Below are 24,426 nucleotides of genomic sequence, written 5' to 3'. Positions count from 1 at the left end.
GTTGGTCGATTTTTTTAATCTTCTTCCATTTTCTTAGGTCGATAGGCTAGCATACCTAAACCAATAAATAGGGCTAATATCACAACAAGGAAAATGACTTGATGATGAATATTTCCTGTCATAGAGATTGTTTGTCGTAATCCCGAAACTGAATAACTCATTGGTAACCAAGGATTGATGGCTCTAAAGAAATCATTTGTCAAAGCAAGTGGGTAAGTACCTGCACTTGATGCTAACTGTAATAAAAGCAAAATAAGAGAAAAGAAAGCTCCTATACGGCTATTCCATGTTGTTAAAGCGGTCACCATGGACATGAATACTAAACTTGTTAGGATAATGAGAATAAATGTTCTCATCTCATGATTTGCAGTTAGACCAATAAGATGAACTCCTCCATATACCAAAATTCCTGCCAAAACAGCTATAATACCATTTATTTCAGCTCGAGATTTCAACCAAGCCCAACGGTTCTCCGGATGACGTCCTGAAGGCAACTTCGCAAAGATCATATTCGTTGATATTGCTGCAACAAAAAGAGCAACTGATATCATATAAGGAGCCATTGCAATTCCATTTACAGGAACTTGGTCATTGTCAGTTTTGGAGAGACTGAGAGTATTTGACAAAATCTCTGCATTTTTAGATTCTGTTGATGCTGACTTGAGTTGATCACTAGCATTACCTAATCCTTGTCCCAAAGAAGCAACTCCTGTCTGTAAACCTTCCAATCCAGAAGTTAACTTTGTTCCACCTTCTGCTAGTTCCCCAGCTCCATCTGCCAATTTATTAGCTCCACTTTCTAATTGAGAAGCACCTGAAATTAACTGACTGGATTTGTCAGCTAGTTGGCTAGAGCCTGACTGCAATTTATCAACTCCTGCTATCAATTCTTGACTCTTTTGATTCAATTGGTTAGAGCCAGTTGATAATTTTTCAATACCAGACACTAATTCTGGAGTTTTTTCAACTAATTGACCAACTCCTGTTGTCAAGTTAGAAGATTTTTGTGTCAAGGTAGTTGAGCCTGAAACTAATTGATCCAAACTACCTGTCAAGGTGGAATTCTCTTCACTTAGTTGACTTACGCCTTGAGAAACTTTATCAACACCTGCAGTATATGCATTTACCCCCGATGTAATCGACTGACTAGCAGGAACTAATTTACTCGTCACTGCTCCCTGTATTTCTGTTAATCCACTTGACAATCCTGTCAAAGAAGTAGAAGCAAGCGGTAATACTTGATTAGCTTGATCTTTTAATGTTGAAAGATTAGAAGATTGATTTTGTAAGTTTTCTAATCCTCCCTGTAAACCTTGTACTAAAGCTATAATTGACTGAGCCGATTGAATACTATCAGTCGAATTTTGAGATACAGAAGCACTTATCTCAGCTTGTTGCTCACTTGTCAAGGATTGATAAGCTGCTGTTGATTGAATATTTGCTAATGTAGTTGCTTTTTCAGACTGAGCACTTGCTAGCATTTGATTAGAAAGAGAAACTATACTTGATAAAACAGAAGATAATTGTTTTGTATCTCCAACATCAATATTTTGAATAGCTTGATTTAACTGATTTAGACCAGAAGATAATTGATTAATTTGATCTTTTTGCCCAGATGAAGCATCTAACTTACTAGAAAGTTGTTGAATCCCTTCACTTAATTGCTCCACACCCATTCGAAGTGTAGCTGATTGACTAGATAACTGATTCGCACCTGTTGCAAGATTTCCCACTCCATTTGTATAGGCACTAACACCAGATGAAAATTGATTAAGACCAGCATTGAGCCGAGAAACACCGCCAGTATAGGACTCTACACCAGTATATAGTTGATTGATTCCTCCTACTAATTCAGGACTTTTAGAAGATAATTGACCTAATCCGCTATCTAATTGACTCACTGCACCAGTATATGTAACTAAACCACTATTAAAATTTCCTAATCCAAGATGAAGTTGTTCAACACCAGAGACATAAGAGGATAATCCTTTAGTAAACTGCTCCGTTCCATTTGAAAATGTTAAACTTGAATCTGCTAAAGAGTGTAGGTTAGTAGTTAATGTTTGACTTCCTGCCACTAACTGATTCGCTCCATCAGTTAGTTTTTCACTACCAGACGCTGCTTGACTCATACCATCCTTTAAATCGACCATCTTGTTAAAGAAAGCTTTAGTATAAGTCTCGGTTACATTGGTAGAAACACTCTGCTTTAATTGTGTCATAGCAGAATCGCTCATCTTGCTGGCAATAAAACTATGGCCACTTGAAGTCTGATAATCGATTTGCATTTGCTCAGGGTGATCCGTTAAAATAGAAGCTGCTTTTTCAGACAAGTCACTTGGCAAAGTGACTACCATATAATAATCACCGTTTTCTAGACCCTTCTTACCTTCTTCTTCATCTACAAAATGAAAATCCAATGATTTATTTTGCTCTAAATTAGACACCATGTCTTTTCCTATAGACATGCTATTACCATTATAAGAGGCATCTTTATCATTATTGACAACTGCCACAGGTAAGTCAGACACTTGACCATATGGATCCCACATTGATGACAAAAATATGATATTGTACAGAGCGGGAATAAGAGAAATTCCTATCATGACAATAATAAAGGTTGGTTTTTTAAAAATTGCTTTCCATTCTTTAAACATAGCTTCTCCTTTTTTAAACATATTGTCTAAAATTTTGATATAATAGATTATACAATAAAAAATCTAGATTACAAGATAAAAAATCCATTTTTAGACATATAGTCTAATTTGTTTACAAGGAGGAAATATGCAAGAAAGTAACAAACGCTTAAAAACAAAGCGAACTATTGAAAATGCTATGGTACAATTACTCATGGAACAGCCATTTGATCAAATTTCTACTGTCAAGCTAGCAGAAAAAGCCGGAATTAGCCGTTCCAGCTTCTATACTCACTATAAGGATAAGTATGATATGATCGAGCATTATCAAAGCAAGCTATTCCATACATTTGAATATATTTTCCAAAAACATGCTCATCACAAAAAAGATGCTATTTTAGAAGTCTTTGAATATCTAGAGTCAGAACCACTTCTGGCTGCCCTTCTTTCTGAAAATGGGACTAAAGAAATCCAAAATTTCTTACGAAATAAACTTCATATCATGCTCAGCACAGATTTACAAAAACGCTTTATGCAACTGAATCTCAATACCACTGAATTAGAATATAGTAGCATCTATCTAACTCACGCACTTTTTGGTGTCTGCCAAACTTGGATTGCACATGGAAAAAAAGAAAGTCCTCAAGAAATAACAGACTTCCTTATGAAAATGCTTGGTGATACAAATTGATACAAAAAGAGGAACACAGTTGTGTTCCCTTTTACCTATACTCCGCCAGTAGGACTCGAACCTACGACATCATGATTAACAGTCATGCGCTACTACCAACTGAGCTATGGCGGATAAAATAGTCCGTACGGGATTCGAACCCGTGTTACCGCCGTGAAAAGGCGGTGTCTTAACCCCTTGACCAACGGACCTTCTATCTGTAGCAGATATAACCATTATATCAATTTCTTGCTAATTGTCAATTACTTTTGAGATTTTTTCTCTAGAATATCTTTCAATTTTCTAATTTTTAATCTTGAAATAGGACAACGATGATCTTCATAGAAAACAATTTCTAGGTTTTTTCGATCAATTTCTCTAATATTACCTATATTTACCAAAAATGACTTATGAGGAGAATAAAATCGCTGAGTATGTTTGTCCTTTTCCTGAATATCTGTCATGGTACCATAAAATTCTTTTGCAAAATTCTTACCAATAATGCGCAATTTATGAGAAACTCCTGTCGTTTCAATATACAAAATGTCATGATAAGGAATTTTTAAATCATTTCCCTTGTAATTGTAGTCAAAATAATCTACCACATCTTCATTTTCAAGTAACATACTCTTCGTGTAGAAGATATTTTGCTCAATTCTCTTCTTAAATAACTCATCATTGATATCCTTATCAACAAAATCTAGGGCTGATACCTGGTATTTATATGTTAGAGTCGCAAACTCTGATCGACTGGTGATAAAGACGATAATAGCGTAAGGATTGTAATGACGAATGAGCTGAGCCACTTCAAATCCCTTTTTCTCAATTCCATGAATATCAATATCTAGAAAATAAAGCTGGTTTACTTCATCATTTTCGATATATTCCTTAAACTCACGAACTTTTCCCGTTGTCTTGTATGATATTGGAATATTCGATTCTTTCGAAATTTCATCCAATATTCTCTCTAGTCTCACTTGATGTTCAATAACATCTTCTAAAATTAAAACTTTCATTCAAATTCCCTCTTAAATCTAATGATTTGTCTAAATGTACTGCCTTCCATCTCTGTTTCTAAAATAATGTTGTTGTACTTATCCAGTAGTTCTTTCACATTATTTAATCCTACTCCGCGATTTCTTCCCTTAGTAGAGAATCCTAAAGCAAATAGATCTCCTGAAGGAGTCATCGTCATTTTACATGAATTCTGAATCACAATCACTGTTTCAGTTTCCATCTTAATAACTGCTACTTCCATCTGCTTTTTATAACTATCAGCCGATCCTTCGACAGCATTGTTCAATAAAACACTCATAATACGAACTAAATCCAGAAGGTCTATTGGTAGTCTAGTAATTATATCTTTTACTTCCAGTGTAAACTCTACACCGTTATTTCGAGCATAGACAATTGACTGAGCAACCAAACTTCGTAAAGCTGAATCTTCTATGTTGTTCAAATCAAAGTAAGTGTACTTATCTGAGCGCAGTTTGTGATTGGCTTTAACCAAAACTTCGTTGTAAACTCTGTCAATTTCCTGTAAATTACCACTGTCAATTGCCATCTGCATACTGACAAGCATCCCAGCATAATCATGTCGAAAACCACGAATTTCATTATACAAACCGACAATTTCATCTGTGTAGTTTTGTAAATGTTTCTGTTCAAATTTCTTCTGCTTCAAAGCAATCTCTTTCTCCATTTGATCTTTATGTGAATTCATTGCAAAAAAGGTTAAAAGGAGAGAAATAAAGACGATAGATGATAAAATACTTCCAAAACTATTCAAATGTTTAATCGTACTTACCATATCTGAAACGAAAGATACAATATGGAGCAGTAGCAAAGCAAAAAATACTTTTGTCAAGAAAGGATAGAGGTAGTCTTTATCAAAATAGTTTAGATCCAAATGGAAATAATGAATGATTTTTAAGATAACGACATAAGTCAACACCGTTACAAGGAAAAAGAATGGTTCATAATATTGTAAAACAAAATTGTCTCCTGTTAGAGAGGATAAAGTTACGGACAAAAAGTTATGAGTGCTCTCATATAAAAGAGATAGTAGTAAACTTAGGAATAGTCCTCTATCCCTCTCATACTGTTTAATCCATCGAAAATAGGAATATAATACCAAAGGAAATAAAAATTTTACAATCCCTAAGTCATCTAAATGTAGAAGATATGATGGAAAATCAAGTACTATTTCTGTTAGTAATATATAAGCACTAAAAACGTATAGTTCTTTTCTATTTATTTGACCTTTACAAATTAAACGGTAACTGTGACTAATAATTAAAAAATAAACAATAACTAACCCAACTCCAAATAAATTCATTACTCTTTCCCCTTATTTCATTACTTTTTCGTGGGAAAATAAAATCAAAGCGGATTTTTGGAAGTCTACTTTCCCCACCTTGAATCTCCTGCAAGTCTTTTTCCTTCAAGGCTACAAACTGTTCCAATTTAACTGTGTTTTTCATAATAAAATCTCCTTAAATGTTTTTTTCTTGTAAGCTAACTTACAAAAACTATTATACAAAATGGAATTTCGTTTTAGATAAAATTCTCTCAACTGTCATTTTTTTCTCCCCAAGTGTACTTTTTTAAGAAAAAAGCCGGGAAAATTCCCAGCTTTGCTACTATATTGATCCCAGCAGGATTCGAACCTGCGACCGTTCGCTTAGAAGGCGAATGCTCTATCCAGCTGAGCTATGAGACCTAATATAGCTATTCTACCAAAAATTCAATTGAAAGTCAATTTTCTATTTATGATAGGGCGAGCCCTGCTGTATTGTAAAAGCCCGATAGATTTGTTCAACAAGGACTAGTCTCATTAACTGATGGGGCAAGGTTAAACGGCCAAAACTGACAGAAAGATTGGATCTCTTTTTTACAGCTGATGACAATCCTAAACTCCCCCCAATAATAAAGGTAAGAGTAGAAAATCCTTTTATAGAAGCTTCTTCTAATTGTTTACTAAATTCTTCTGAGGAGAAAGTTTTCCCTTCGATAGCCAATACAATAACAAAATCACGGTCAGCAACTTTTGATAAAATTCTCTGACCTTCTATTTCTAAAATCTTTTGATTTTCTGACTCACTGGCCTTATCTGGTGTCTTTTCATCTGCTAGCTCAATCATTTCAAGTTTAGCAAATCGAGAAATTCGTTTTGAATACTCTGCGATGCCATCTTTTAAATACTTTTCTTTCAGTTTCCCAACTGTTATAACTTTAATTTTCATGACTCTATTCTAACATATTCTCTATTTTTTCACATCTTATTCACAAAACAAAAGGTTAAATTTCACCTAGAAAACCACAGATTTTTAAAAGTTATCCACAATCTGTGAAAAACTTTTGTTTTTAAGTTATAATTAAGCTAGTCAGTTTATACTTTCAGTAATTTCAAACAAATGGAGGCAAATATGAAACATTTAAAAACATTTTATAAAAAATGGTTTCAATTATTAGTCGTTATCGTCCTTAGCTTTTTTAGTGGAGCCTTGGGTAGTTTTTCAATAACTCAACTAACTCAAAAAAGTGGTGTAAGTAGCTCTAACAACAATAGCACTATCACACAGACTGCCTATAAAAACGAAAATTCAACCACTCAGGCTGTTAATAAAGTAAAAGATGCTGTTGTTTCTGTTATTACTTATTCGGCAAACAGACAAAATAGCGTATTTGGCAATGATGATAGTGACACAGATTCTCAGCAAATCTCTAGTGAAGGATCTGGGGTTATTTATAAAAAGAATGACAAAGAAGCTTACATTGTTACCAACAATCACGTTATAAACGGTGCTAGTAAAGTAGATATTCGCTTGTCAGATGGGACTAAAGTACCTGGAGAAATTGTTGGAGCCGACACTTTCTCTGATATTGCTGTCGTCAAAATCTCTTCAGAAAAAGTGACGACAGTAGCTGAATTTGGTGATTCTAGTAAGTTAACTGTAGGAGAAACTGCTATTGCTATTGGTAGCCCATTGGGTTCTGAATATGCAAATACTGTTACTCAGGGTATTGTATCTAGCCTCAATCGAAATGTGTCCTTAAAATCTGAAGATGGACAAGCTATTTCTACAAAAGCCATCCAAACTGATACTGCTATTAACCCAGGTAACTCTGGTGGCCCACTGATTAATATTCAAGGACAGGTTATCGGAATTACCTCAAGTAAAATTGCTACAAATGGAGGAACCTCTGTAGAAGGTCTTGGTTTCGCAATCCCTGCAAATGACGCTATCAATATTATTGAACAGTTAGAAAAGAACGGAAAAGTGACGCGTCCAGCTTTGGGTATCCAAATGGTCAATCTCTCAAATATTAATACAAGTGATATTAGAAGACTGAATATTCCAAGCAGTGTAACATCTGGTGTAGTTGTTCGTTCTGTACAAAGTAATATGCCTGCCAATGGTCACCTTGAAAAATACGATGTGATTACCAAAGTAGATGACAAAGAGATTGCTTCATCAACAGACTTACAAAGCGCTCTTTACAATCATTCTATCGGAGACACCATTAAGATAACCTACTATCGTAACGGTAAAGAAGACACTACATCTATTAAACTTGACAAGAGTTCAGGTGATTTAGAATCTTAATTGACATCTATGTAAAGAAAGCTTTACATAAGAGAAAAGATATGTTAGTGTAGAATCATGGAAAAATTTGAAATGATTTCTATCACGGATATACAAAAAAATCCCTATCAACCTCGAAAAGAATTTGATAGAGAAAAACTACATGAACTAGCACAGTCTATCAAAGAAAATGGGGTCATTCAACCGATTATTGTTCGTCAATCTCCTGTTATTGGTTATGAAATCCTTGCAGGAGAGAGACGCTATCGGGCTTCACTTTTAGCTGGTCTGACGTCTATCCCAGCTGTTGTTAAACAACTTTCAGACCAAGAGATGATGGTCCAGTCCATCATTGAAAATTTACAGAGAGAAAATTTGAATCCAATAGAAGAAGCACGCGCCTATGAATCTCTAGTAGAGAAAGGATTTACCCATGCTGAAATTGCAGATAAAATGGGCAAGTCTCGTCCTTATATCAGTAACTCCATTCGTTTGCTTTCCTTACCAGATGTTATCCTATCAGAAGTAGAAAATGGCAAACTATCACAAGCCCATGCGCGTTCGCTAGTTGGGTTGAATAAGGAACAACAAGACTATTTCTTTCAACGAATTATAGAAGAAGACATTTCTGTAAGGAAGTTAGAAGCTCTTCTGACAGATAAAAAACAAAAGAAACAGCAAAAAAATGATCATTTCATACAAAATGAAGAAAAACAGTTAAAAAAACAACTCGGATTAGATGTAGAAATCAAACTGTCTAAAAAAGATAGTGGAAAAATCATTATTTCTTTTTCAAATCAAGAAGAATATAGTAGAATTATCAACAGCCTGAAATAAGGCTGTTCTTTTATTTTTTTATCTCACAAGGTTATCCACTATTTTTTTCAATAAAAAGCTTAATAAATCAATAGTTTTTAATTTTATCCCCAACCTGTGGATAAAAGATGATAACATTGTGGATTATTTTTCACAGCTTGTGGAAAATTCTTACTATCTATGGTAAAATAAGTCTAGCATTAAACTTTTAAATAGTAAAGGAGGGGAAAGGATTGAAAGAAAAACAATTTTGGAATCGTATATTAGAATTTGCTCAAGAAAGACTAACTCGATCCATGTATGATTTCTATGCTATTCAAGCTGAACTCATCAAGGTAGAGGAAAATGTTGCCACTATATTTTTACCACGATCTGAAATGGAAATGGTCTGGAAAAAACAACTAAAAGATATCATTGTAGTAGCTGGTTTTGAGATTTATGATGCTGAAATAACTCCCCACTATATTTTCACAAAACCTCAAGACACGACTATCTCACAAGTTGAAGAAGCTACAAATTCAACTCTTTATGACTATAGTCCAAAGTTAGCATCTATTCCTTATTCGGATACTGGATTAAAAGAAAAGTATACCTTTGATAATTTTATTCAAGGGGATGGAAATGTTTGGGCAGTATCAGCCGCCTTGGCTGTCTCTGAAGATTTGGCTCTGACCTATAATCCTCTTTTTATCTATGGAGGACCTGGGCTTGGGAAGACTCACTTACTCAATGCAATTGGGAATGAGATTTTGAAAAATATTCCTGATGCGCGTGTGAAGTATATCCCTGCTGAAAGCTTTATAAACGACTTTCTTGAACACCTGAGACTGGGTGAAATGGAAAAGTTCAAAAAAACTTACCGTAGCCTTGATCTCCTCTTAATTGATGATATCCAATCGCTGAGTGGAAAAAAAGTTGCAACTCAAGAAGAATTTTTCAATACTTTCAATGTTCTCCATAGCAATCAAAAACAAATTGTTCTGACTAGTGATCGTAGTCCTAAACACTTAGAGGGACTTGAAGAAAGACTTGTCACGCGCTTTAGCTGGGGGTTGACGCAAAACATCACACCACCTGACTTTGAGACACGTATTGCCATTTTACAAAGCAAAACAGAACATTTGGACTACAATTTCCAAAGTGATACCCTAGAATACTTAGCAGGTCAATTTGATTCAAATGTTCGAGACCTTGAGGGAGCAATTAATGACATCACCTTAGTTGCTAGAGTAAAGAAAATCAAAGATATTACGATTGATGTTGCTGCAGAAGCTATTAGAGCTCGAAAACAAGATGTTAGCCAAATCCTCGTCATTCCAATTGATAAAATCCAAACTGAAGTAGGGAACTTCTATGGTGTTAGTGTCAAAGAAATGAAGGGAAGCAGACGCCTTCAAAATATTGTTTTGGCCCGTCAAGTAGCCATGTATTTATCTAGAGAATTAACAGATAATAGTCTTCCAAAAATTGGGAAGGAATTTGGTGGAAAAGATCATACAACAGTCATTCACGCCCATGCAAAAATTAAATCTTTGATTGACGAAGACGATAATTTACGTTTAGAAATTGAATCAATCAAAAAGAAAATAAAATAACTTGTGGATAACTTTCGCTTTTTTATCTTTTTTATCCACATTTTTTAAACAAGCCAAAAATCTTGATATGACTTACTTTAAGTCTGTTTTCCACAGATTTCACAGACTCTATTATTACTATTATCCTTCTAATACTAAAAATAAATAAAGGAGAATCCATGATTCATTTTTCAATTAATAAAAATTTATTTCTACAAGCCTTAAATACAACTAAAAGAGCTATTAGCTCTAAAAATGCCATCCCTATTTTATCAACTGTCAAAATTGACGTAACTAATGAAGGTGTTACTTTAATTGGTTCAAATGGTCAAATTTCAATTGAAAATTTTATTTCTCAAAAAAATGAAGATGCTGGTTTGTTAATTACTTCTTTAGGTTCGATTCTTCTTGAAGCTTCTTTCTTCATCAATGTGGTATCTAGTCTTCCAGATGTGACTCTTGATTTTAAAGAAATTGAACAAAATCAAATTGTTTTAACCAGTGGCAAATCAGAAATTACCCTAAAAGGAAAAGATAGCGAACAATATCCACGAATTCAAGAAATTTCAGCAAGCACTCCTTTGGTTCTTGAAACAAAATTACTCAAGAAAATTATCAATGAAACAGCATTTGCTGCAAGTACACAAGAGAGTCGTCCAATTTTGACAGGTGTTCACTTCGTATTGAGCCAACACAAAGAGCTAAAAACAGTTGCGACAGACTCTCATCGTCTAAGCCAGAAAAAATTAACTCTTGAGAAAAATAGTGATGATTTTGATGTCGTTATTCCTAGCCGTTCTCTACGTGAATTTTCAGCAGTATTTACAGACAATATTGAAACTGTAGAGATTTTCTTTGCCAACAACCAAATCCTATTTAGAAGTGAAAATATTAGCTTCTATACTCGTTTGTTAGAAGGTAACTATCCTGATACAGATCGCTTGATTCCAACGGACTTTAACACTACAATTACTTTTGATGTGGTAAACTTACGTCAGTCAATGGAACGTGCTCGCCTTTTATCAAGTGCGACTCAAAATGGTACTGTGAAGCTTGAAATTAAAGATGGGGTTGTTAGCGCCCATGTTCACTCTCCAGAAGTTGGTAAAGTAAACGAAGACATCGATACAGAGCAGGTTACTGGTGAAGATTTGACCATTAGTTTCAACCCAACTTACTTGATTGATTCTCTTAAAGCTTTAAATAGCGAAAAGGTGACCATTAGCTTTATCTCAGCTGTTCGTCCATTTACTCTTGTGCCAGCAGATACTGACGAGGACTTCATGCAGCTCATTACACCAGTCCGTACAAATTAAGTGAAAGAGGTTGAGCTTAGCTCGCCTCTTTTATGATATAATCGAAAAAGAAAAGGAGAGTAGTATGTATCAAGTTGGAAATTTTGTTGAAATGAAAAAACCACACGCTTGTATCATCAAGTCGACTGGTAAAAAGGCTAATCGTTGGGAAATTACACGTGTAGGAGCAGATATCAAAATCAAATGTAGCAATTGTGACCATGTTGTCATGATGGGACGCTATGATTTTGATCGAAAAATGAATAAAATTATTGACTAAGAAGCCTTAGTTAGAGGATTAGCAAGTTTTCCCTTTTTGTGTTATAATATTAGGGATTGAAATGAAAACGGAGAATGAAAAAATATGGCTTTAACAGCAGGTATCGTTGGTTTGCCAAACGTTGGTAAATCAACACTATTTAATGCAATTACAAAAGCAGGAGCAGAGGCAGCGAACTACCCATTTGCGACTATTGATCCAAACGTTGGAATGGTGGAAGTTCCAGATGAACGTCTACAAAAATTGACTGAAATGATCACTCCTAAAAAGACAGTGCCAACAACATTTGAATTTACAGATATTGCAGGGATTGTAAAAGGAGCCTCAAAAGGAGAAGGGCTAGGAAATAAATTCTTGGCCAATATTCGTGAAGTAGATGCGATTGTTCACGTAGTTCGTGCTTTTGATGATGAAAATGTCATGCGTGAACAAGGACGTGAAGATGCCTTTGTGGATCCACTTGCAGATATTGATACGATTAACCTAGAGTTGATTCTTGCTGATTTAGAATCAGTGAACAAACGATATGCGCGTGTAGAAAAGATGGCACGTACGCAAAAAGATAAAGAATCAGTAGCAGAATTTAATGTTCTTCAAAAGATTAAACCAGTACTTGAAGATGGAAAATCAGCTCGCACCATCGAATTTACAGATGAAGAACAAAAAGTTGTCAAAGGTCTCTTCCTTTTGACAACTAAACCAGTTCTTTATGTTGCCAATGTAGATGAGGATGTGGTTTCAGATCCAGATTCTATCGACTATGTCAAACAAATTCGTGAATTTGCAGCAACAGAAAATGCTGAAGTAGTAGTTATTTCTGCGCGTGCTGAGGAAGAAATTTCTGAGTTAGATGATGAAGATAAGCAAGAATTTCTTGAAGCACTTGGGTTGACAGAATCAGGCGTTGACAAGTTGACTCGCGCAGCTTATCACTTACTTGGACTTGGAACTTACTTCACAGCTGGTGAAAAAGAAGTTCGCGCTTGGACCTTTAAACGTGGTATGAAAGCTCCTCAAGCAGCTGGTATTATCCACTCAGACTTTGAAAAAGGCTTTATTCGTGCAGTTACCATGTCATATGAGGATCTAGTGAAATACGGTTCTGAAAAAGCTGTAAAAGAAGCTGGACGCTTGCGTGAAGAAGGAAAAGAATATATCGTCCAAGACGGCGATATCATGGAATTCCGCTTTAATGTCTAAAAAAATTAATGAATAGTGTCAATTAGGTTGGAAAAAAATTCCAACCCTTTTGGCTTTTGAAAGGAAAAATAAATGACCAAATTACTTGTAGGCTTGGGAAATCCAGGAGATAAATATTTTGAAACAAAACACAATGTTGGCTTTATGTTGATTGACCAACTAGCGAAGAAACAGAATGTCACTTTTACACACGATAAGATATTTCAAGCTGACCTAGCATCCTTTTTCCTAAATGGAGAAAAAATTTATCTTGTCAAACCAACGACATTTATGAATGAAAGTGGAAAAGCGGTTCATGCTTTATTGACTTACTATGGTTTGGATATTGAAGATTTACTCATCATTTATGATGATCTTGACATGGAAGTTGGAAAGATTCGTTTAAGAGCAAAGGGATCCGCAGGTGGTCATAATGGTATCAAGTCTATTATTCAACATATTGGAACCCAAACCTTTAATCGTGTTAAGATTGGAATCGGAAGACCTAAAAATGGAATGTCAGTTGTTAACCATGTTTTGAGTACCTTTGACAAGGATGATTATATTGGTATTTTACAGTCTATTGACAAAGTTGACGATTCTGTAAACTACTATTTACAAGAGAAAAATTTTGAGAAAACAATGCAGAGGTATAACGGATAAATGTTAACCTTATTAGATTTATTCTCAGAAAATGATCAGATTAAAAAATGGCATCAAAATCTGACAGATAAGAAAAGACAATTAATGTTAGGTTTGTCAACTTCTACAAAAGCTTTAGCAATCGCTAGTAGTTTGAAGAAAGAAGATAAGATTGTTTTATTGACATCAACTTATGGAGAAGCAGAAGGTCTTATTAGTGATCTTATCTCTATCTTGGGTGAGGAACTTGTCTATCCATTTTTGGTAGATGACTCCCCTATGGTCGAGTTTTTGATGTCTTCACAAGAAAAAATCATTTCACGGGTTGAAGCCTTGCGTTTTTTGACTGATTCATCTAAGAGAGGAATTTTAGTTTGTAATATCGCAGCAAGTCGATTGATTTTACCCTCTCCGACTGCATTTAAAGATAGTATTGTAAAAATAACAGTTGGTGAAGAATATGACCAACACGTGCTTATCCATCAGTTAAAGGAAATAGGCTATCGAAAAGTTACTCAAGTACAAACTCAGGGCGAATTTAGTCTGCAAGGAGATATTTTAGATATTTTTGAAATATCCCAGTTAGAACCTTGCCGAATTGAGTTTTTTGGTGATGAAATTGATGGTATTAGGTCATTTGAAGTAGAAACACAATTATCGAAAGAAAATCAGACAGAACTCACCATCTTTCCAGCTAGCGACATACTTTTGAGAGAAAAGGATTATCAGCGAGGACAGTCAGCTTTAGAAAAACAAATTTCAAAAACTCTATCGCCGATTCTGAAATCCTACCTAGAAGAAATTCTTTCAGGTTTTCATCAAAGACAAGTACATTCAGATTCTCGGAAATTTTTATCTTTGTGTTATGAGAAATCATGGACTGTCTTTGATTATATAAAAAAAGATACGCCAATATTCTTTGATGATTACCAGAAATTGATGAATCAGTATGAAGTCTTTGAAAGAGAATTAGCGCAATACTTTACAGAAGAGTTACAGAATAGTAAAGCATTTTCTGAGATGCACTATTTTGCTAATACTGATCAAGTCTATAAAAAACAAAGTCCAGTGACCTTTTTCTCTAATCTTCAAAAGGGGCTAGGAAATCTCAAGTTTGACCAGGTTTATCAATTTAATCAATATCCCATGCAGGAATTTTTCAATCAATTTTCTTTTCTAAAAGAAGAAATTGAACGATATAAAAAAATGGACTACACTATTATCTTGCAGTCTAGCAATTCAATGGGAAGTAAAACATTGGAGGATATTTTAGAGGAATACCAGATTAAATTGGATTCTAGAGATAAGTCAAGTATCTGTAAAGAATCTGTAAACTTAATCGAGGGCAATCTCAGACATGGTTTTCATTTTGTAGATGAAAAAATTCTCTTGATTACTGAGCATGAGATTTTTCAAAAGAAATTAAAACGTCGTTTTCGAAGACAACATGTTTCAAATGCAGAGCGCTTAAAAGATTATAATGAACTTGAAAAAGGGGACTACGTTGTTCACCATATTCATGGAATTGGTCAATATCTAGGAATTGAAACAATTGAAATCCAAGGTATTCACCGCGATTATGTCAGTGTTCAATATCAAAATGGTGATCAAATCTCTATCCCAGTAGAGCAGATTCAGTTACTGTCTAAATATGTTTCAAGTGATGGGAAAGCTCCAAAACTCAATAAATTAAATGATGGTCATTTTAAAAAAGCCAAGCAAAAAGTTAAGAACCAGGTAGAGGATATAGCAGATGATTTAATCAAACTCTATTCTGAACGCAGTCAGTTGAAGGGCTTTGCTTTCTCAGCCGATGATGAAGAGCAAGATGCTTTTGATGATGCTTTTCCTTATGTTGAAACGGATGATCAACTTCGTAGTATCGAGGAAATCAAGAGAGATATGCAAGATTCTCAGCCAATGGATAGGCTATTAGTTGGGGATGTTGGTTTTGGAAAGACTGAAGTTGCTATGCGTGCAGCCTTTAAGGCAGTCAATGATAACAAACAGGTGGTCGTTCTAGTTCCGACGACGGTTTTAGCGCAACAGCACTATACGAATTTTAAGGAACGATTCCAAAATTTTGCAGTTAATATTGATGTGTTGAGTCGTTTTAGAAGTAAAAAAGAGCAGGCAGAAACACTTGAAAAACTAAAGAACGGTCAAGTCGATATTTTGATTGGAACACATCGTGTTTTGTCAAAAGATGTTGTGTTTTCTGATTTAGGATTGATGATTATTGATGAGGAACAGCGATTTGGTGTCAAGCATAAAGAAACCTTGAAAGAGTTGAAGAAACAAGTGGATGTTCTAACCTTGACAGCAACGCCAATCCCTCGTACCCTTCATATGTCCATGCTGGGAATCAGAGATTTATCTGTTATTGAAACTCCTCCAACAAATCGCTATCCTGTTCAAACCTATGTTTTAGAAAAGAATGATAGTGTCATTCGTGATGCTGTCTTGCGTGAAATGGAGCGTGGAGGTCAAGTTTACTATCTTTACAATAAAGTTGACACGATTGACCAGAAGGTTTCAGAATTACAGGAGTTGATTCCAGAGGCTTCGATTGGGTATGTTCATGGACAAATGAGTGAGATTCAGTTAGAAAATACTCTACTGGACTTTATTGAAGGACAATATGATATTTTGGTGACGACTACCATTATTGAGACAGGGGTAGACATTCCAAATGCTAATACTTTATTTATTGAAAATGCGGACCATATGGGCTTGTCAACCTTATATCAGTTAAGAGGAAGAGTCGGTCGTAGTAATCGCATTGCTTATGCTTATCTTATGTATCGTCCAGAAAAATCAATCAGTGAAGTCTCTGAAAAGAGATTAGAAGCGATTAAGGGATTTACGGAATTAGGCTCTGGATTTAAGATTGCGATGCGAGATCTTTCGATTCGTGGAGCAGGAAATCTCCTAGGAAAATCCCAATCAGGTTTCATTGATTCTGTTGGTTTTGAATTGTATTCACAGTTATTAGAGGAAGCTATTGCTAAACGTAACGGCAATGGGAACACAAGAACCAAAGGAAATGCTGAGTTGATTTTACAAATTGATGCTTATCTTCCTGATACTTATATTTCTGACCAACGACATAAGATTGAAATTTATAAAAAAATTCGTCAAATTGACAACCGTGTCAATTATGAAGAGTTACAAGAAGAGCTGATGGACCGCTTTGGAGAATACCCAGATGTGGTAGCCTATCTTTTAGAGATTGGTTTGGTCAAGTCATATTTGGACAAGGTCTTTGTAGAACGTGTGGAAAGAAAAGAAAATAAGATTATAGTTCAATTTGAAAAAGTCACTCAGCGACTGTTCTTGGCTCAAGATTATTTTAAAGCTTTATCCGCAACAAACTTAAAAGCAGCAATAGCTGAGAACAAAGGATTAATGGAAGTCGTATTCGACGTTCGAAATAAGAAGGACTATGAAATTTTAGAAGGTCTGCTGATTTTTGGAGAAAGTTTATTAGAGATAAAAGAGTTGAAAGACGGTAATTCTCTATAACATTTTTCTTCTATAAAAGGGATAAAAATGGTACAATAATAATTTGAGGTAATAAAAATGAGATTAGACAAATATTTAAAAGTATCACGAATTATCAAGCGTCGTACAGTCGCAAAGGAAGTAGCAGATAAAGGTAGAATTAAGGTAAATGGAATTTTGGCTAAAAGTTCAACAGATTTGAAAGTTAATGACCAAGTTGAAATTCGCTTTGGCAATAAGTTGCTACTTGTAAAAGTACTAGAGATGAAGGATAGTACAAAAAAAGAAGATGCAGCAGGAATGTATGAAATTATCAGTGAAACACGGGTAGAAGAAAATGTCTAAAAATATCGTACAATTGAATAATTCTTTTATTCAAAATGAACACCAACGTCGTCGCTATCTGATGAAAGAACGACAAAAACGTAATCGTTTCATGGGTTGGGTTCTTATTTTGATGATTTTATTGTTCATTTTACCAACTTATAATCTTGCTCAAAGCTATCATCAATTACTCCAAAGACGTCAACAGTTATCAGAATTGCAAACTCAGTATCAAACCTTGAGTGAGGAAAAGGAGAAAGAGACAGCTTTTGCCACAAAGTTGAAAGATGAAGATTATGCTGCTAAATACATGCGTGCAAAATATTATTATTCTAAGAATCGGGAAGCTGTTTATACGATTCCTGACTTGCTCCCAAGGTGATAAAATGGAAAATTTATTAGACGTAATTGAGCAATTTTTGAGTCTATCGGATGAAAAACTAGAAGAGTTGGCTGATAAAAATCAATTATTGCGTTTACAAGAAGAAAAGGAAAGGAAGAATGCGTAAGTTCTTAATTATTTTGTTGCTACCGAGTTTTTTGACCATTTCAAAAGTCGTTAGCACAGAAAAAGAAGTAGTCTATACTTCGAAAGAAATTTATTACCTTTCACAATCTGACTTTGGTATTTATTTTAGAGAAAAGCTAAGTTCTCCCATGGTTTATGGAGAGGTTCCTGTCTATGCGAATGAAGATTTAGTTGTAGAATCTGGAAAATTAACTCCCAAAACAAGTTTTCAAATAACCGAGTGGCGTTTAAATAAACAAGGAATTCCAGTATTTAAGTTATCCAACCATCAATTTATTGCTGCAGACAAACGATTTTTATATGATCAATCAGAGGTAACTCCAACAATAAAAAAAGTATGGTTAGAATCTGATTTTAAACTGTACAATAGTCCTTATGACTTAAAAGAAGTGAAATCATCCTTATCAGCTTATTCTCAGGTATCAATCGATAAGACCATGTTTGTAGAAGGAAGAGAATTTCTACATATTGATCAGACTGGATGGGTAGCTAAAGAATCAACTTCTGAAGAAGATAATCGGATGAGTAAAGTCCAAGAAATGTTATCGGAAAAATATCAGAAGGATTCATTCTCTATTTATGTTAAGCAACTGACTACTGGAAAAGAAGCTGGTATCAATCAAGATGAAAAGATGTATGCAGCTAGTGTTTTAAAACTACCTTATCTCTATTATGCGCAAGAAAAAATAAATGAGGGTCTTTATCAGTTAGATACGACTATAAAATACGTATCATCAGTCAATGATTTTCCAGGTTCTTATAAAACAGAGGGAAGTGGTAGCCTCCCTAAAAAAGAGGATAATAAAGAGTATTCTCTCAAGGACTTAATAACGAAAGTATCTAAAGAATCGGACAATGTAGCTCATAATCTATTGGGATATTACATTTCAAACCAATCTGATGCCACATTTAAATCCAAGATGTCTGCTATTATGGGAGATGATTGGGATTCAAAAGAAAAATTGATTTCTTCTAAGATGGCTGGGAAGGCCATGGAAGCTATTTATAATCAAAATGGATTTGTGCTAGAGTCTTTGACTAAAACAGATTTTGATAATGAGAGAATTGCCAAAGGTGTTTCTGTTAAAGTAGCTCATAAAATTGGAGATGCGGATGAATTTAAGCATGATACGGGTGTTGTCTATGCAGATTCTCCATTTATTCTTTCTATTTTCACTAAAAATTCTGATTATGATACGATTTCTAAGATAGCCAAGGATGTTTATGAGGTTCTAAAATGAGGAAACAAGATTTTTTAAATCATTTTCTCAAAAAGGGATATTTCAAAAAGCATGCTAAGGTGGTGCTAGCTCTTTCTGGTGGATTGGATTCTATGTTTCTATTTAAGGTGTTATCTACGTATCAAAAAGAGTTAGAAATTGAATTGATTCTAGCTCATGTGAATCATAGGCAGAGAGTAGAATCAGATTGGGAAGAACAGGAATTAAGGAAGTTAGCTGCTGAAGCAGAGCTTCCTATTTATATCAGCAATTTTTCAGGAGAATTTTCAGAAGCGCGGGCTCGACATTTTCGTTATGATTTTTTTAAAGAGGTCATGATAAAGACTGGTGCGACAGCCTTGGTAACTGCCCACCATGCTGATGACCAGGTGGAAACGATTTTGATGCGTTTGATTAGAGGAACTCGATTGCGCTATCTATCAGGAATTAAGGAGAAGCAAGTAGTCGGAGAGATAGAACTTATTCGGCCCTTCTTGCATTTCCATAAAAAAGACTTTTCACCAATTTTTCACTTTGAAGATACATCAAATCAGGAAAATCATTATTTTCGCAATCGTATTCGAAACTCTTATTTACCAGAATTAGAAAAAGAAAATCCTCGATTTAGAGATGCAATCTTAAGCCTCGGAAATGAAATTTTAGATTATGACTTAGCTATAGCTGAATTATCTAAGAATATTGATCTAGAAAATTTAGGGCAGCTATTGTCTTACTCTGAGTCGACACAAAGAGTTTTACTTCAAACTTATCTGAATCGTTTTCCAGATTTGAATCTTACAAAAGCTCAGTTTGAAGAAGTTCGGCAAATTTTAAAAACTAAAAGCCAGTATCGTCATCCGCTTAAAAATGGTTATGAATTAGTAAAAGAGTATCAACAGTTTCGGATTTGTAAAATCAGTCCGCAGGCTGATGAAAAGGCAGATGAATTTGTGTTACACTACCAAAATCAGGTATCTTATCAAGGTTATTTATTTTCCTTTGGACTTCCTTTAGAAGGTGAATTAATTCAGCAGGTACCTGTTTCACGGGAAACATCAATACACATTCGTCATCGAAAAACAGGAGATTTTTTGATTCAAAATGGGCATAGAAAAAAACTCAGACGTCTATTTATTGATTTGAAAATCCCTATGGAAAAGCGAAAATCTGCTCTGATTATTGAGCAATTTGGTGAAATTGTTTCAATTTTGGGAATTGCGACCAGTAATTTGAGTAAAAACACGAAAAATGATATAATGAACACTGTACTTTATATAGAAAAAATAGATAGGTAAAAAAATGTTAGAAAACGATATTAAAAAAATCCTCGTTTCACACGATGAAATTACAGAAGCTGCTAAAAAATTAGGTGCTCAACTCACTAAAGACTATGCAGGAAAAAATCCAATTTTAGTCGGGATTTTAAAAGGATCTATTCCTTTTATGGCTGAATTGGTTAAACATATCGACACACATATTGAAATGGACTTCATGATGGTTTCTAGCTACCATGGTGGAACAGCAAGTAGTGGTGTCATCAATATCAAGCAAGATGTAACTCAAGATATTAAAGGGAGACATGTTCTATTTGTAGAGGACATCATTGATACAGGTCAAACTTTGAAGAATTTGCGAGATATGTTTATTGCAAGAGAAGCAGCTTCTGTTAACATTGCAACCTTGTTGGATAAACCAGAAGGACGTGTTGTAGAAATTGAGGCAGACTATACTTGCTTTACTATCCCAAATGAGTTTGTAGTAGGTTATGGTTTAGACTACAAAGAAAACTATCGTAACCTTCCTTATGTTGGAGTATTGAAAGAAGAAGTGTATTCAAATTAGAAAGAACAATTTTTAATGAAAAAACAAAATAATGGTTTAATTAAAAATCCTTTTCTATGGTTATTACTTATTTTTTTCCTAGTTACAGCTTACCAGTATTTCAGTACAGGTAGTGTTGCAGGGAAAAGTGAGCAAATTAATTATACAGAATTGGTAAAAGAAATTACCGATGACAATGTAAAAGAATTGACTTACCAACCAAATGGCAGTGTTATCGAAGTTTCAGGTGTTTATAAAAATCCTAAAACAAGTAAAGAAGAAACAGGTATCCAGTTCTTTTCTCCTTCTGCTACAACAGTAGAGAAATTTTCAAGTATTATTCTTCCTTCAGATACTACAGTATCAGAATTGCAAAAACTTGCTTCTGACCATAAGGCAGAAGTAACTGTTAAGCATGAAAGTTCAAGTGGTATGTGGATTAATATTCTTGTATCCATTGTGCCATTCGGTATTCTCTTCTTCTTCCTATTCTCTATGATGGGAAATATGGGAGGAAATAATAGCCGTAACCCAATGAGTTTTGGACGTAGTAAGGCTAAAGCCGCAAATAAAGAAGATATTAAAGTAAGATTTTCAGATGTTGCTGGAGCTGAGGAAGAAAAACAAGAACTAGTTGAAGTTGTTGAATTTTTAAAAGATCCAAAACGATTTACAAAACTTGGAGCCCGTATTCCAGCAGGTGTCCTTCTAGAGGGACCTCCAGGAACAGGTAAGACTTTGCTTGCTAAAGCAGTCGCCGGAGAAGCAGGTGTTCCATTCTTTAGTATCTCAGGTTCTGACTTTGTAGAAATGTTTGTTGGAGTTGGAGCTAGCCGTGTTCGTTCTCTTTTTGAAGATGCCAAAAAAGCAGCACCAGCTATTATCTTTATCGATGAAATTGATGCTGTTGGACGTCAACGTGGAGTCGGTCTTGGCGGAGGTAATGACGAACGTGAACAAACCTTGAACCAACTCTTGATTGAGATGGACGGTTTTGAGGGAAATGAAGGGATTATCGTTATCGCTGCGACAAACCGTTCAGATGTACTTGATCCTGCCCTTTTGCGTCCAGGACGTTTTGATAGAAAAGTATTGGTTGGTCGCCCTGATGTTAAAGGTCGTGAAGCAATCTTGAAAGTTCATGCTAAGAACAAGCCTTTAGCAGAAGATGTAGATTTGAAATTAGTTGCTCAACAAACTCCAGGTTTTGTTGGTGCTGATTTAGAGAATGTATTGAATGAAGCTGCTTTAGTCGCTGCTCGTCGCAATAAATCGATAATTGATGCCTCAGATATTGATGAAGCAGAAGATAGAGTAATTGCTGGTCCTTCTAAGAAAGATAAGACAGTTTCACAAAAAGAACGTGAATTGGTTGCCTACCATGAGGCAGGACATACCATTGTTGGTCTAGTCTTGTCGAATGCCCGCGTTGTCCATAAGGTTACAATTGTACCACGTGGCCGTGCAGGTGGTTACATGATTGCACTTCCTAAGGAAGATCAAATGCTTCTATCTAAAGAAGATATGAAAGAGCAATTGGCTGGTTTAATGGGTGGCCGTGTAGCTGAAGAAATTATCTTTAATGTCCAAACTACAGGAGCTTCAAACGACTTTGAACAGGCGACACAAATGGCGCGTGCAATGGTTACAGAGTACGGTATGAGTGAAAAACTTGGCCCAGTACAATATGAAGGAAACCATGCTATGTTTGGTGCACAGAGTCCTCAAAAATCAATTTCAGAACAAACAGCTTATGAAATTGACGAAGAAGTTCGTTCATTATTAAATGAAGCACGAAATAAAGCTGCTGAAATCATCCAATCAAATCGTGAAACTCACAAGTTGATTGCAGAAGCATTATTGAAATACGAAACATTGGATAGTACACAAATTAAAGCTCTTTATGAAACAGGAAAGATGCCTGAAACCGTAGAAGAGGAATCTCATGCATTATCTTATGATGAAGTAAAGTCAAAAATGAATGATGAAAAATAACCCTGAGAGAGGCGTGTCCTCTCTTTTTTGTGCAGTTTAGACGGTGTAGGGAACAGAATGGGGAAAAGAACCGAATTAGTTTCATTATTTGTTAGACTGTATCTAGAAAGGGGAACATTATGATTAAAGTATTATATGAAGAAGTCCAGGGGATTGTATATAAGTGTAGAAATGAATATTACCTTCATTTATGGGAGCTATCGGATTGGGACCAAGAGGGCATGATTTGCTTACATGAATTGATTAGCAGAGAAGAAGAGCTGGCAGAAGATATTCCTCGTTTAAGAAAATATTTCAAAACCAAGTTTCGGAATCGAATCCTAGACTATATCCGTAAGTAAGAAAGCCAGAAGCGTAGATATGATAAAGAACCTTATGAAGAAGTGGGTGAAATTAGTCATCGTATAGGAGAGGGAGGACTCTGGCTAGATGACTATTATCTCTTTCATGAGACACTAAGAGATTATAGAAACAAACAAAGTAAAGACAAACAAGAAGAGTTAGAACGAGTCTTAAGACATGAACGCTTTCGAGGCCGTCAAAGAGTGCTAAGGGACTTACGTATTGTGTTTAAGGAGTTTGATATCCGTAGTCGGTAAGAAGCCATGTAAAAAAATGAAAAAAATTAGAAAAAAGTTATTGACAAAAAACAAAAAGCCGGTATAATAGTAAGAGTTGAAAACAACTCTGGTCCGTTGGTCAAGGGGTTAAGACACCGCCTTTTCACGGCGGTAACACGGGTTCGAATCCCGTACGGACTATGGTATGTTGCGGATGGAACACTTGATGAAAAAAGATTAAAAAAGTTTCAAAAAAGTGTTGACAAGCGAAAGCGGCTGTGATATACTAATATAGTTGTCGCTTGAGAGAAGTGAGTGACAAAGACCTTTGAAAACTGAACAAGACGAACCAATGTGCAGGGCACTACAACTAAGGTTGTAGTACTGAACAATGAAAAAAACAATAAATCTGTCAGTGACAGAAATGAGTGAGAACTCAAACTTTTAATGAGAGTTTGATCCTGGCTCAGGACGAACGCTGGCGGCGTGCCTAATACATGCAAGTAGAACGCTGAAGGAGGAGCTTGCTTCTCTGGATGAGTTGCGAACGGGTGAGTAACGCGTAGGTAACCTGCCTGGTAGCGGGGGATAACTATTGGAAACGATAGCTAATACCGCATAAGAGTAGATGTTGCATGACATTTGCTTAAAAGGTGCAATTGCACCACTACCAGATGGACCTGCGTTGTATTAGCTAGTTGGTGGGGTAACGGCTCACCAAGGCGACGATACATAGCCGACCTGAGAGGGTGATCGGCCACACTGGGACTGAGACACGGCCCAGACTCCTAC

At 35.3% G+C, this 24,426-nt stretch carries 20 protein-coding genes, 4 tRNA genes, 1 rRNA gene and 2 pseudogenes; 19 read left to right on the top strand and 8 right to left on the bottom strand.

What is annotated here, in order from left to right:
* Positions 1–14: 14 nt before the first annotated feature.
* Positions 15–2,657, bottom strand: coding sequence for a YhgE/Pip family protein (locus QM409_RS01685; protein ID WP_414305026.1), 2,643 nt, complete (start codon positions 2,655–2,657; stop codon positions 15–17).
* A gap of 127 nt (positions 2,658–2,784) precedes the next feature.
* Here QM409_RS01685 and QM409_RS01680 point away from each other — a divergent pair, with 127 nt between their 5' ends.
* The gene (locus QM409_RS01680; protein ID WP_001158273.1) at positions 2,785–3,327 is read left to right on the top strand and encodes a TetR/AcrR family transcriptional regulator; all 543 of its coding nucleotides are present in this window, start codon (positions 2,785–2,787) and stop codon (positions 3,325–3,327) included.
* Positions 3,328–3,367: 40 nt separating this feature from the next.
* On the opposite strand, the gene QM409_RS01675 is transcribed toward QM409_RS01680, so the two are convergent.
* From QM409_RS01675 to rlmH, 7 genes and pseudogenes are all read right to left on the bottom strand, one after another.
* Positions 3,368–3,441 (bottom strand) — tRNA-Asn (locus QM409_RS01675).
* 5 nt (positions 3,442–3,446) lie between these two features.
* Positions 3,447–3,518: transfer RNA gene (locus QM409_RS01670), tRNA-Glu, on the bottom strand.
* Between the two features lie 51 nt (positions 3,519–3,569).
* The gene (comE, locus tag QM409_RS01665) at positions 3,570–4,322 is read right to left on the bottom strand and encodes a competence system response regulator transcription factor ComE (RefSeq protein WP_000866074.1); all 753 of its coding nucleotides are present in this window, start codon (positions 4,320–4,322) and stop codon (positions 3,570–3,572) included.
* Entirely contained in the window at positions 4,319–5,644 is a 1,326-nt protein-coding gene (comD, locus tag QM409_RS01660; protein WP_001048129.1) for a competence system sensor histidine kinase ComD, read from the bottom strand. Before comD ends, comE begins: the two co-directional genes overlap by 4 nt.
* Positions 5,645–5,669: 25 nt before the next feature.
* Positions 5,670–5,789 (bottom strand): annotated as a pseudogene (gene comC / locus QM409_RS01655) (competence-stimulating peptide ComC); the annotation flags it as partial.
* A gap of 165 nt (positions 5,790–5,954) precedes the next feature.
* Positions 5,955–6,028, bottom strand: a tRNA-Arg gene (locus QM409_RS01650).
* A 43-nt stretch (positions 6,029–6,071) separates the two neighbouring features.
* Entirely contained in the window at positions 6,072–6,551 is a 480-nt protein-coding gene (gene rlmH, locus QM409_RS01645) for a 23S rRNA (pseudouridine(1915)-N(3))-methyltransferase RlmH (protein ID WP_414305025.1), read from the bottom strand.
* Positions 6,552–6,734: 183 nt separating this feature from the next.
* Between rlmH and QM409_RS01640 the strand changes: the two genes are divergently transcribed.
* The 18 genes and pseudogenes from QM409_RS01640 to QM409_RS01555 all read left to right on the top strand — a co-directional run.
* On the top strand, positions 6,735–7,916 hold the full coding sequence (locus tag QM409_RS01640) for a S1C family serine protease (protein ID WP_414305024.1): 1,182 nt from the start codon (positions 6,735–6,737) through the stop codon (positions 7,914–7,916).
* Positions 7,917–7,973: 57 nt separating this feature from the next.
* Positions 7,974–8,732 (top strand): ParB/RepB/Spo0J family partition protein, encoded by a 759-nt coding sequence (locus tag QM409_RS01635; RefSeq protein WP_414305023.1) that lies wholly within the window; start codon positions 7,974–7,976, stop codon positions 8,730–8,732.
* A 212-nt stretch (positions 8,733–8,944) separates the two neighbouring features.
* On the top strand, positions 8,945–10,306 hold the full coding sequence (gene dnaA, locus QM409_RS01630; protein WP_414305022.1) for a chromosomal replication initiator protein DnaA: 1,362 nt from the start codon (positions 8,945–8,947) through the stop codon (positions 10,304–10,306).
* Positions 10,307–10,464: 158 nt separating this feature from the next.
* Complete coding sequence (gene dnaN, locus QM409_RS01625; protein WP_414305021.1) at positions 10,465–11,601, top strand: DNA polymerase III subunit beta; 1,137 nt, start codon at positions 10,465–10,467, stop codon at positions 11,599–11,601.
* Positions 11,602–11,665: 64 nt separating this feature from the next.
* Positions 11,666–11,860 (top strand): DUF951 domain-containing protein, encoded by a 195-nt coding sequence (locus QM409_RS01620; RefSeq protein ID WP_061087393.1) that lies wholly within the window; start codon positions 11,666–11,668, stop codon positions 11,858–11,860.
* 84 nt (positions 11,861–11,944) lie between these two features.
* Positions 11,945–13,060: a redox-regulated ATPase YchF gene (ychF, locus tag QM409_RS01615; protein ID WP_001218700.1), complete on the top strand. Its 1,116-nt coding sequence runs from the start codon at positions 11,945–11,947 to the stop codon at positions 13,058–13,060.
* 72 nt (positions 13,061–13,132) lie between these two features.
* A complete protein-coding gene (gene pth / locus QM409_RS01610; protein ID WP_000163938.1) occupies positions 13,133–13,702 on the top strand; it encodes an aminoacyl-tRNA hydrolase in 570 nt (189 codons plus the stop codon).
* The gene (gene mfd / locus QM409_RS01605; protein WP_414305020.1) at positions 13,703–17,206 is read left to right on the top strand and encodes a transcription-repair coupling factor; all 3,504 of its coding nucleotides are present in this window, start codon (positions 13,703–13,705) and stop codon (positions 17,204–17,206) included.
* 57 nt (positions 17,207–17,263) lie between these two features.
* Complete coding sequence (locus tag QM409_RS01600) at positions 17,264–17,530, top strand: RNA-binding S4 domain-containing protein (RefSeq protein ID WP_001234978.1); 267 nt, start codon at positions 17,264–17,266, stop codon at positions 17,528–17,530.
* On the top strand, positions 17,523–17,891 hold the full coding sequence (locus QM409_RS01595; RefSeq protein WP_049515632.1) for a septum formation initiator family protein: 369 nt from the start codon (positions 17,523–17,525) through the stop codon (positions 17,889–17,891). The genes QM409_RS01600 and QM409_RS01595 overlap by 8 nt, the downstream gene beginning before the upstream one ends.
* A 4-nt stretch (positions 17,892–17,895) precedes the next feature.
* Positions 17,896–18,018 carry an SP_0009 family protein gene (locus tag QM409_RS01590; protein WP_000429334.1) on the top strand — a complete coding sequence of 41 codons (123 nt, stop codon included), beginning with the start codon at positions 17,896–17,898 and terminating at the stop codon, positions 18,016–18,018.
* Positions 18,011–19,279 (top strand): class A beta-lactamase-related serine hydrolase, encoded by a 1,269-nt coding sequence (locus QM409_RS01585; protein ID WP_265531136.1) that lies wholly within the window; start codon positions 18,011–18,013, stop codon positions 19,277–19,279. The genes QM409_RS01590 and QM409_RS01585 overlap by 8 nt, the downstream gene beginning before the upstream one ends.
* On the top strand, positions 19,276–20,553 hold the full coding sequence (tilS, locus tag QM409_RS01580) for a tRNA lysidine(34) synthetase TilS (RefSeq protein WP_414305019.1): 1,278 nt from the start codon (positions 19,276–19,278) through the stop codon (positions 20,551–20,553). Before QM409_RS01585 ends, tilS begins: the two co-directional genes overlap by 4 nt.
* A gap of 4 nt (positions 20,554–20,557) precedes the next feature.
* Positions 20,558–21,100 carry a hypoxanthine phosphoribosyltransferase gene (hpt, locus tag QM409_RS01575; protein WP_000892176.1) on the top strand — a complete coding sequence of 181 codons (543 nt, stop codon included), beginning with the start codon at positions 20,558–20,560 and terminating at the stop codon, positions 21,098–21,100.
* Between the two features lie 15 nt (positions 21,101–21,115).
* On the top strand, positions 21,116–23,074 hold the full coding sequence (gene ftsH / locus QM409_RS01570) for an ATP-dependent zinc metalloprotease FtsH (protein ID WP_033684689.1): 1,959 nt from the start codon (positions 21,116–21,118) through the stop codon (positions 23,072–23,074).
* 119 nt (positions 23,075–23,193) lie between these two features.
* Positions 23,194–23,673: pseudogene (locus QM409_RS01565) on the top strand (sigma-70 family RNA polymerase sigma factor).
* A 90-nt stretch (positions 23,674–23,763) separates the two neighbouring features.
* A tRNA-Glu gene (locus QM409_RS01560) sits at positions 23,764–23,835 on the top strand.
* A gap of 242 nt (positions 23,836–24,077) precedes the next feature.
* Positions 24,078–24,426, top strand: a 16S ribosomal RNA gene (locus QM409_RS01555); the annotation flags it as partial.

Origin of the sequence: Streptococcus mitis, assembly GCF_047465045.1 — a bacterium.
GTDB classification, from domain to species: Bacteria; Bacillota; Bacilli; order Lactobacillales; family Streptococcaceae; genus Streptococcus; species Streptococcus mitis_DT.
Note: the sequence above shows the minus strand (reverse complement) of the source record. Positions and strands in the feature narration are given on the sequence as shown.

Excerpts from the sequence above, each read along its gene's own strand:
- QM409_RS01685 (WP_414305026.1), bottom strand. The coding sequence starts at position 2,657 with ATGTTTAAAGAATGGAAAGCAATTTTTAAAAAACCAACCTTTATTATT.
- QM409_RS01680 (WP_001158273.1), top strand. The coding sequence starts at position 2,785 with ATGCAAGAAAGTAACAAACGCTTAAAAACAAAGCGAACTATTGAAAAT.
- comE (WP_000866074.1), bottom strand. The coding sequence starts at position 4,322 with ATGAAAGTTTTAATTTTAGAAGATGTTATTGAACATCAAGTGAGACTA.
- comD (WP_001048129.1), bottom strand. The coding sequence starts at position 5,644 with ATGAATTTATTTGGAGTTGGGTTAGTTATTGTTTATTTTTTAATTATT.
- rlmH (WP_414305025.1), bottom strand. The coding sequence starts at position 6,551 with ATGAAAATTAAAGTTATAACAGTTGGGAAACTGAAAGAAAAGTATTTA.
- QM409_RS01640 (WP_414305024.1), top strand. The coding sequence starts at position 6,735 with ATGAAACATTTAAAAACATTTTATAAAAAATGGTTTCAATTATTAGTC.
- QM409_RS01635 (WP_414305023.1), top strand. The coding sequence starts at position 7,974 with ATGGAAAAATTTGAAATGATTTCTATCACGGATATACAAAAAAATCCC.
- dnaN (WP_414305021.1), top strand. The coding sequence starts at position 10,465 with ATGATTCATTTTTCAATTAATAAAAATTTATTTCTACAAGCCTTAAAT.
- QM409_RS01620 (WP_061087393.1), top strand. The coding sequence starts at position 11,666 with ATGTATCAAGTTGGAAATTTTGTTGAAATGAAAAAACCACACGCTTGT.
- ychF (WP_001218700.1), top strand. The coding sequence starts at position 11,945 with ATGGCTTTAACAGCAGGTATCGTTGGTTTGCCAAACGTTGGTAAATCA.
- pth (WP_000163938.1), top strand. The coding sequence starts at position 13,133 with ATGACCAAATTACTTGTAGGCTTGGGAAATCCAGGAGATAAATATTTT.
- mfd (WP_414305020.1), top strand. The coding sequence starts at position 13,703 with ATGTTAACCTTATTAGATTTATTCTCAGAAAATGATCAGATTAAAAAA.
- QM409_RS01600 (WP_001234978.1), top strand. The coding sequence starts at position 17,264 with ATGAGATTAGACAAATATTTAAAAGTATCACGAATTATCAAGCGTCGT.
- QM409_RS01595 (WP_049515632.1), top strand. The coding sequence starts at position 17,523 with ATGTCTAAAAATATCGTACAATTGAATAATTCTTTTATTCAAAATGAA.
- QM409_RS01590 (WP_000429334.1), top strand. The coding sequence starts at position 17,896 with ATGGAAAATTTATTAGACGTAATTGAGCAATTTTTGAGTCTATCGGAT.
- QM409_RS01585 (WP_265531136.1), top strand. The coding sequence starts at position 18,011 with ATGCGTAAGTTCTTAATTATTTTGTTGCTACCGAGTTTTTTGACCATT.
- tilS (WP_414305019.1), top strand. The coding sequence starts at position 19,276 with ATGAGGAAACAAGATTTTTTAAATCATTTTCTCAAAAAGGGATATTTC.
- hpt (WP_000892176.1), top strand. The coding sequence starts at position 20,558 with ATGTTAGAAAACGATATTAAAAAAATCCTCGTTTCACACGATGAAATT.
- ftsH (WP_033684689.1), top strand. The coding sequence starts at position 21,116 with ATGAAAAAACAAAATAATGGTTTAATTAAAAATCCTTTTCTATGGTTA.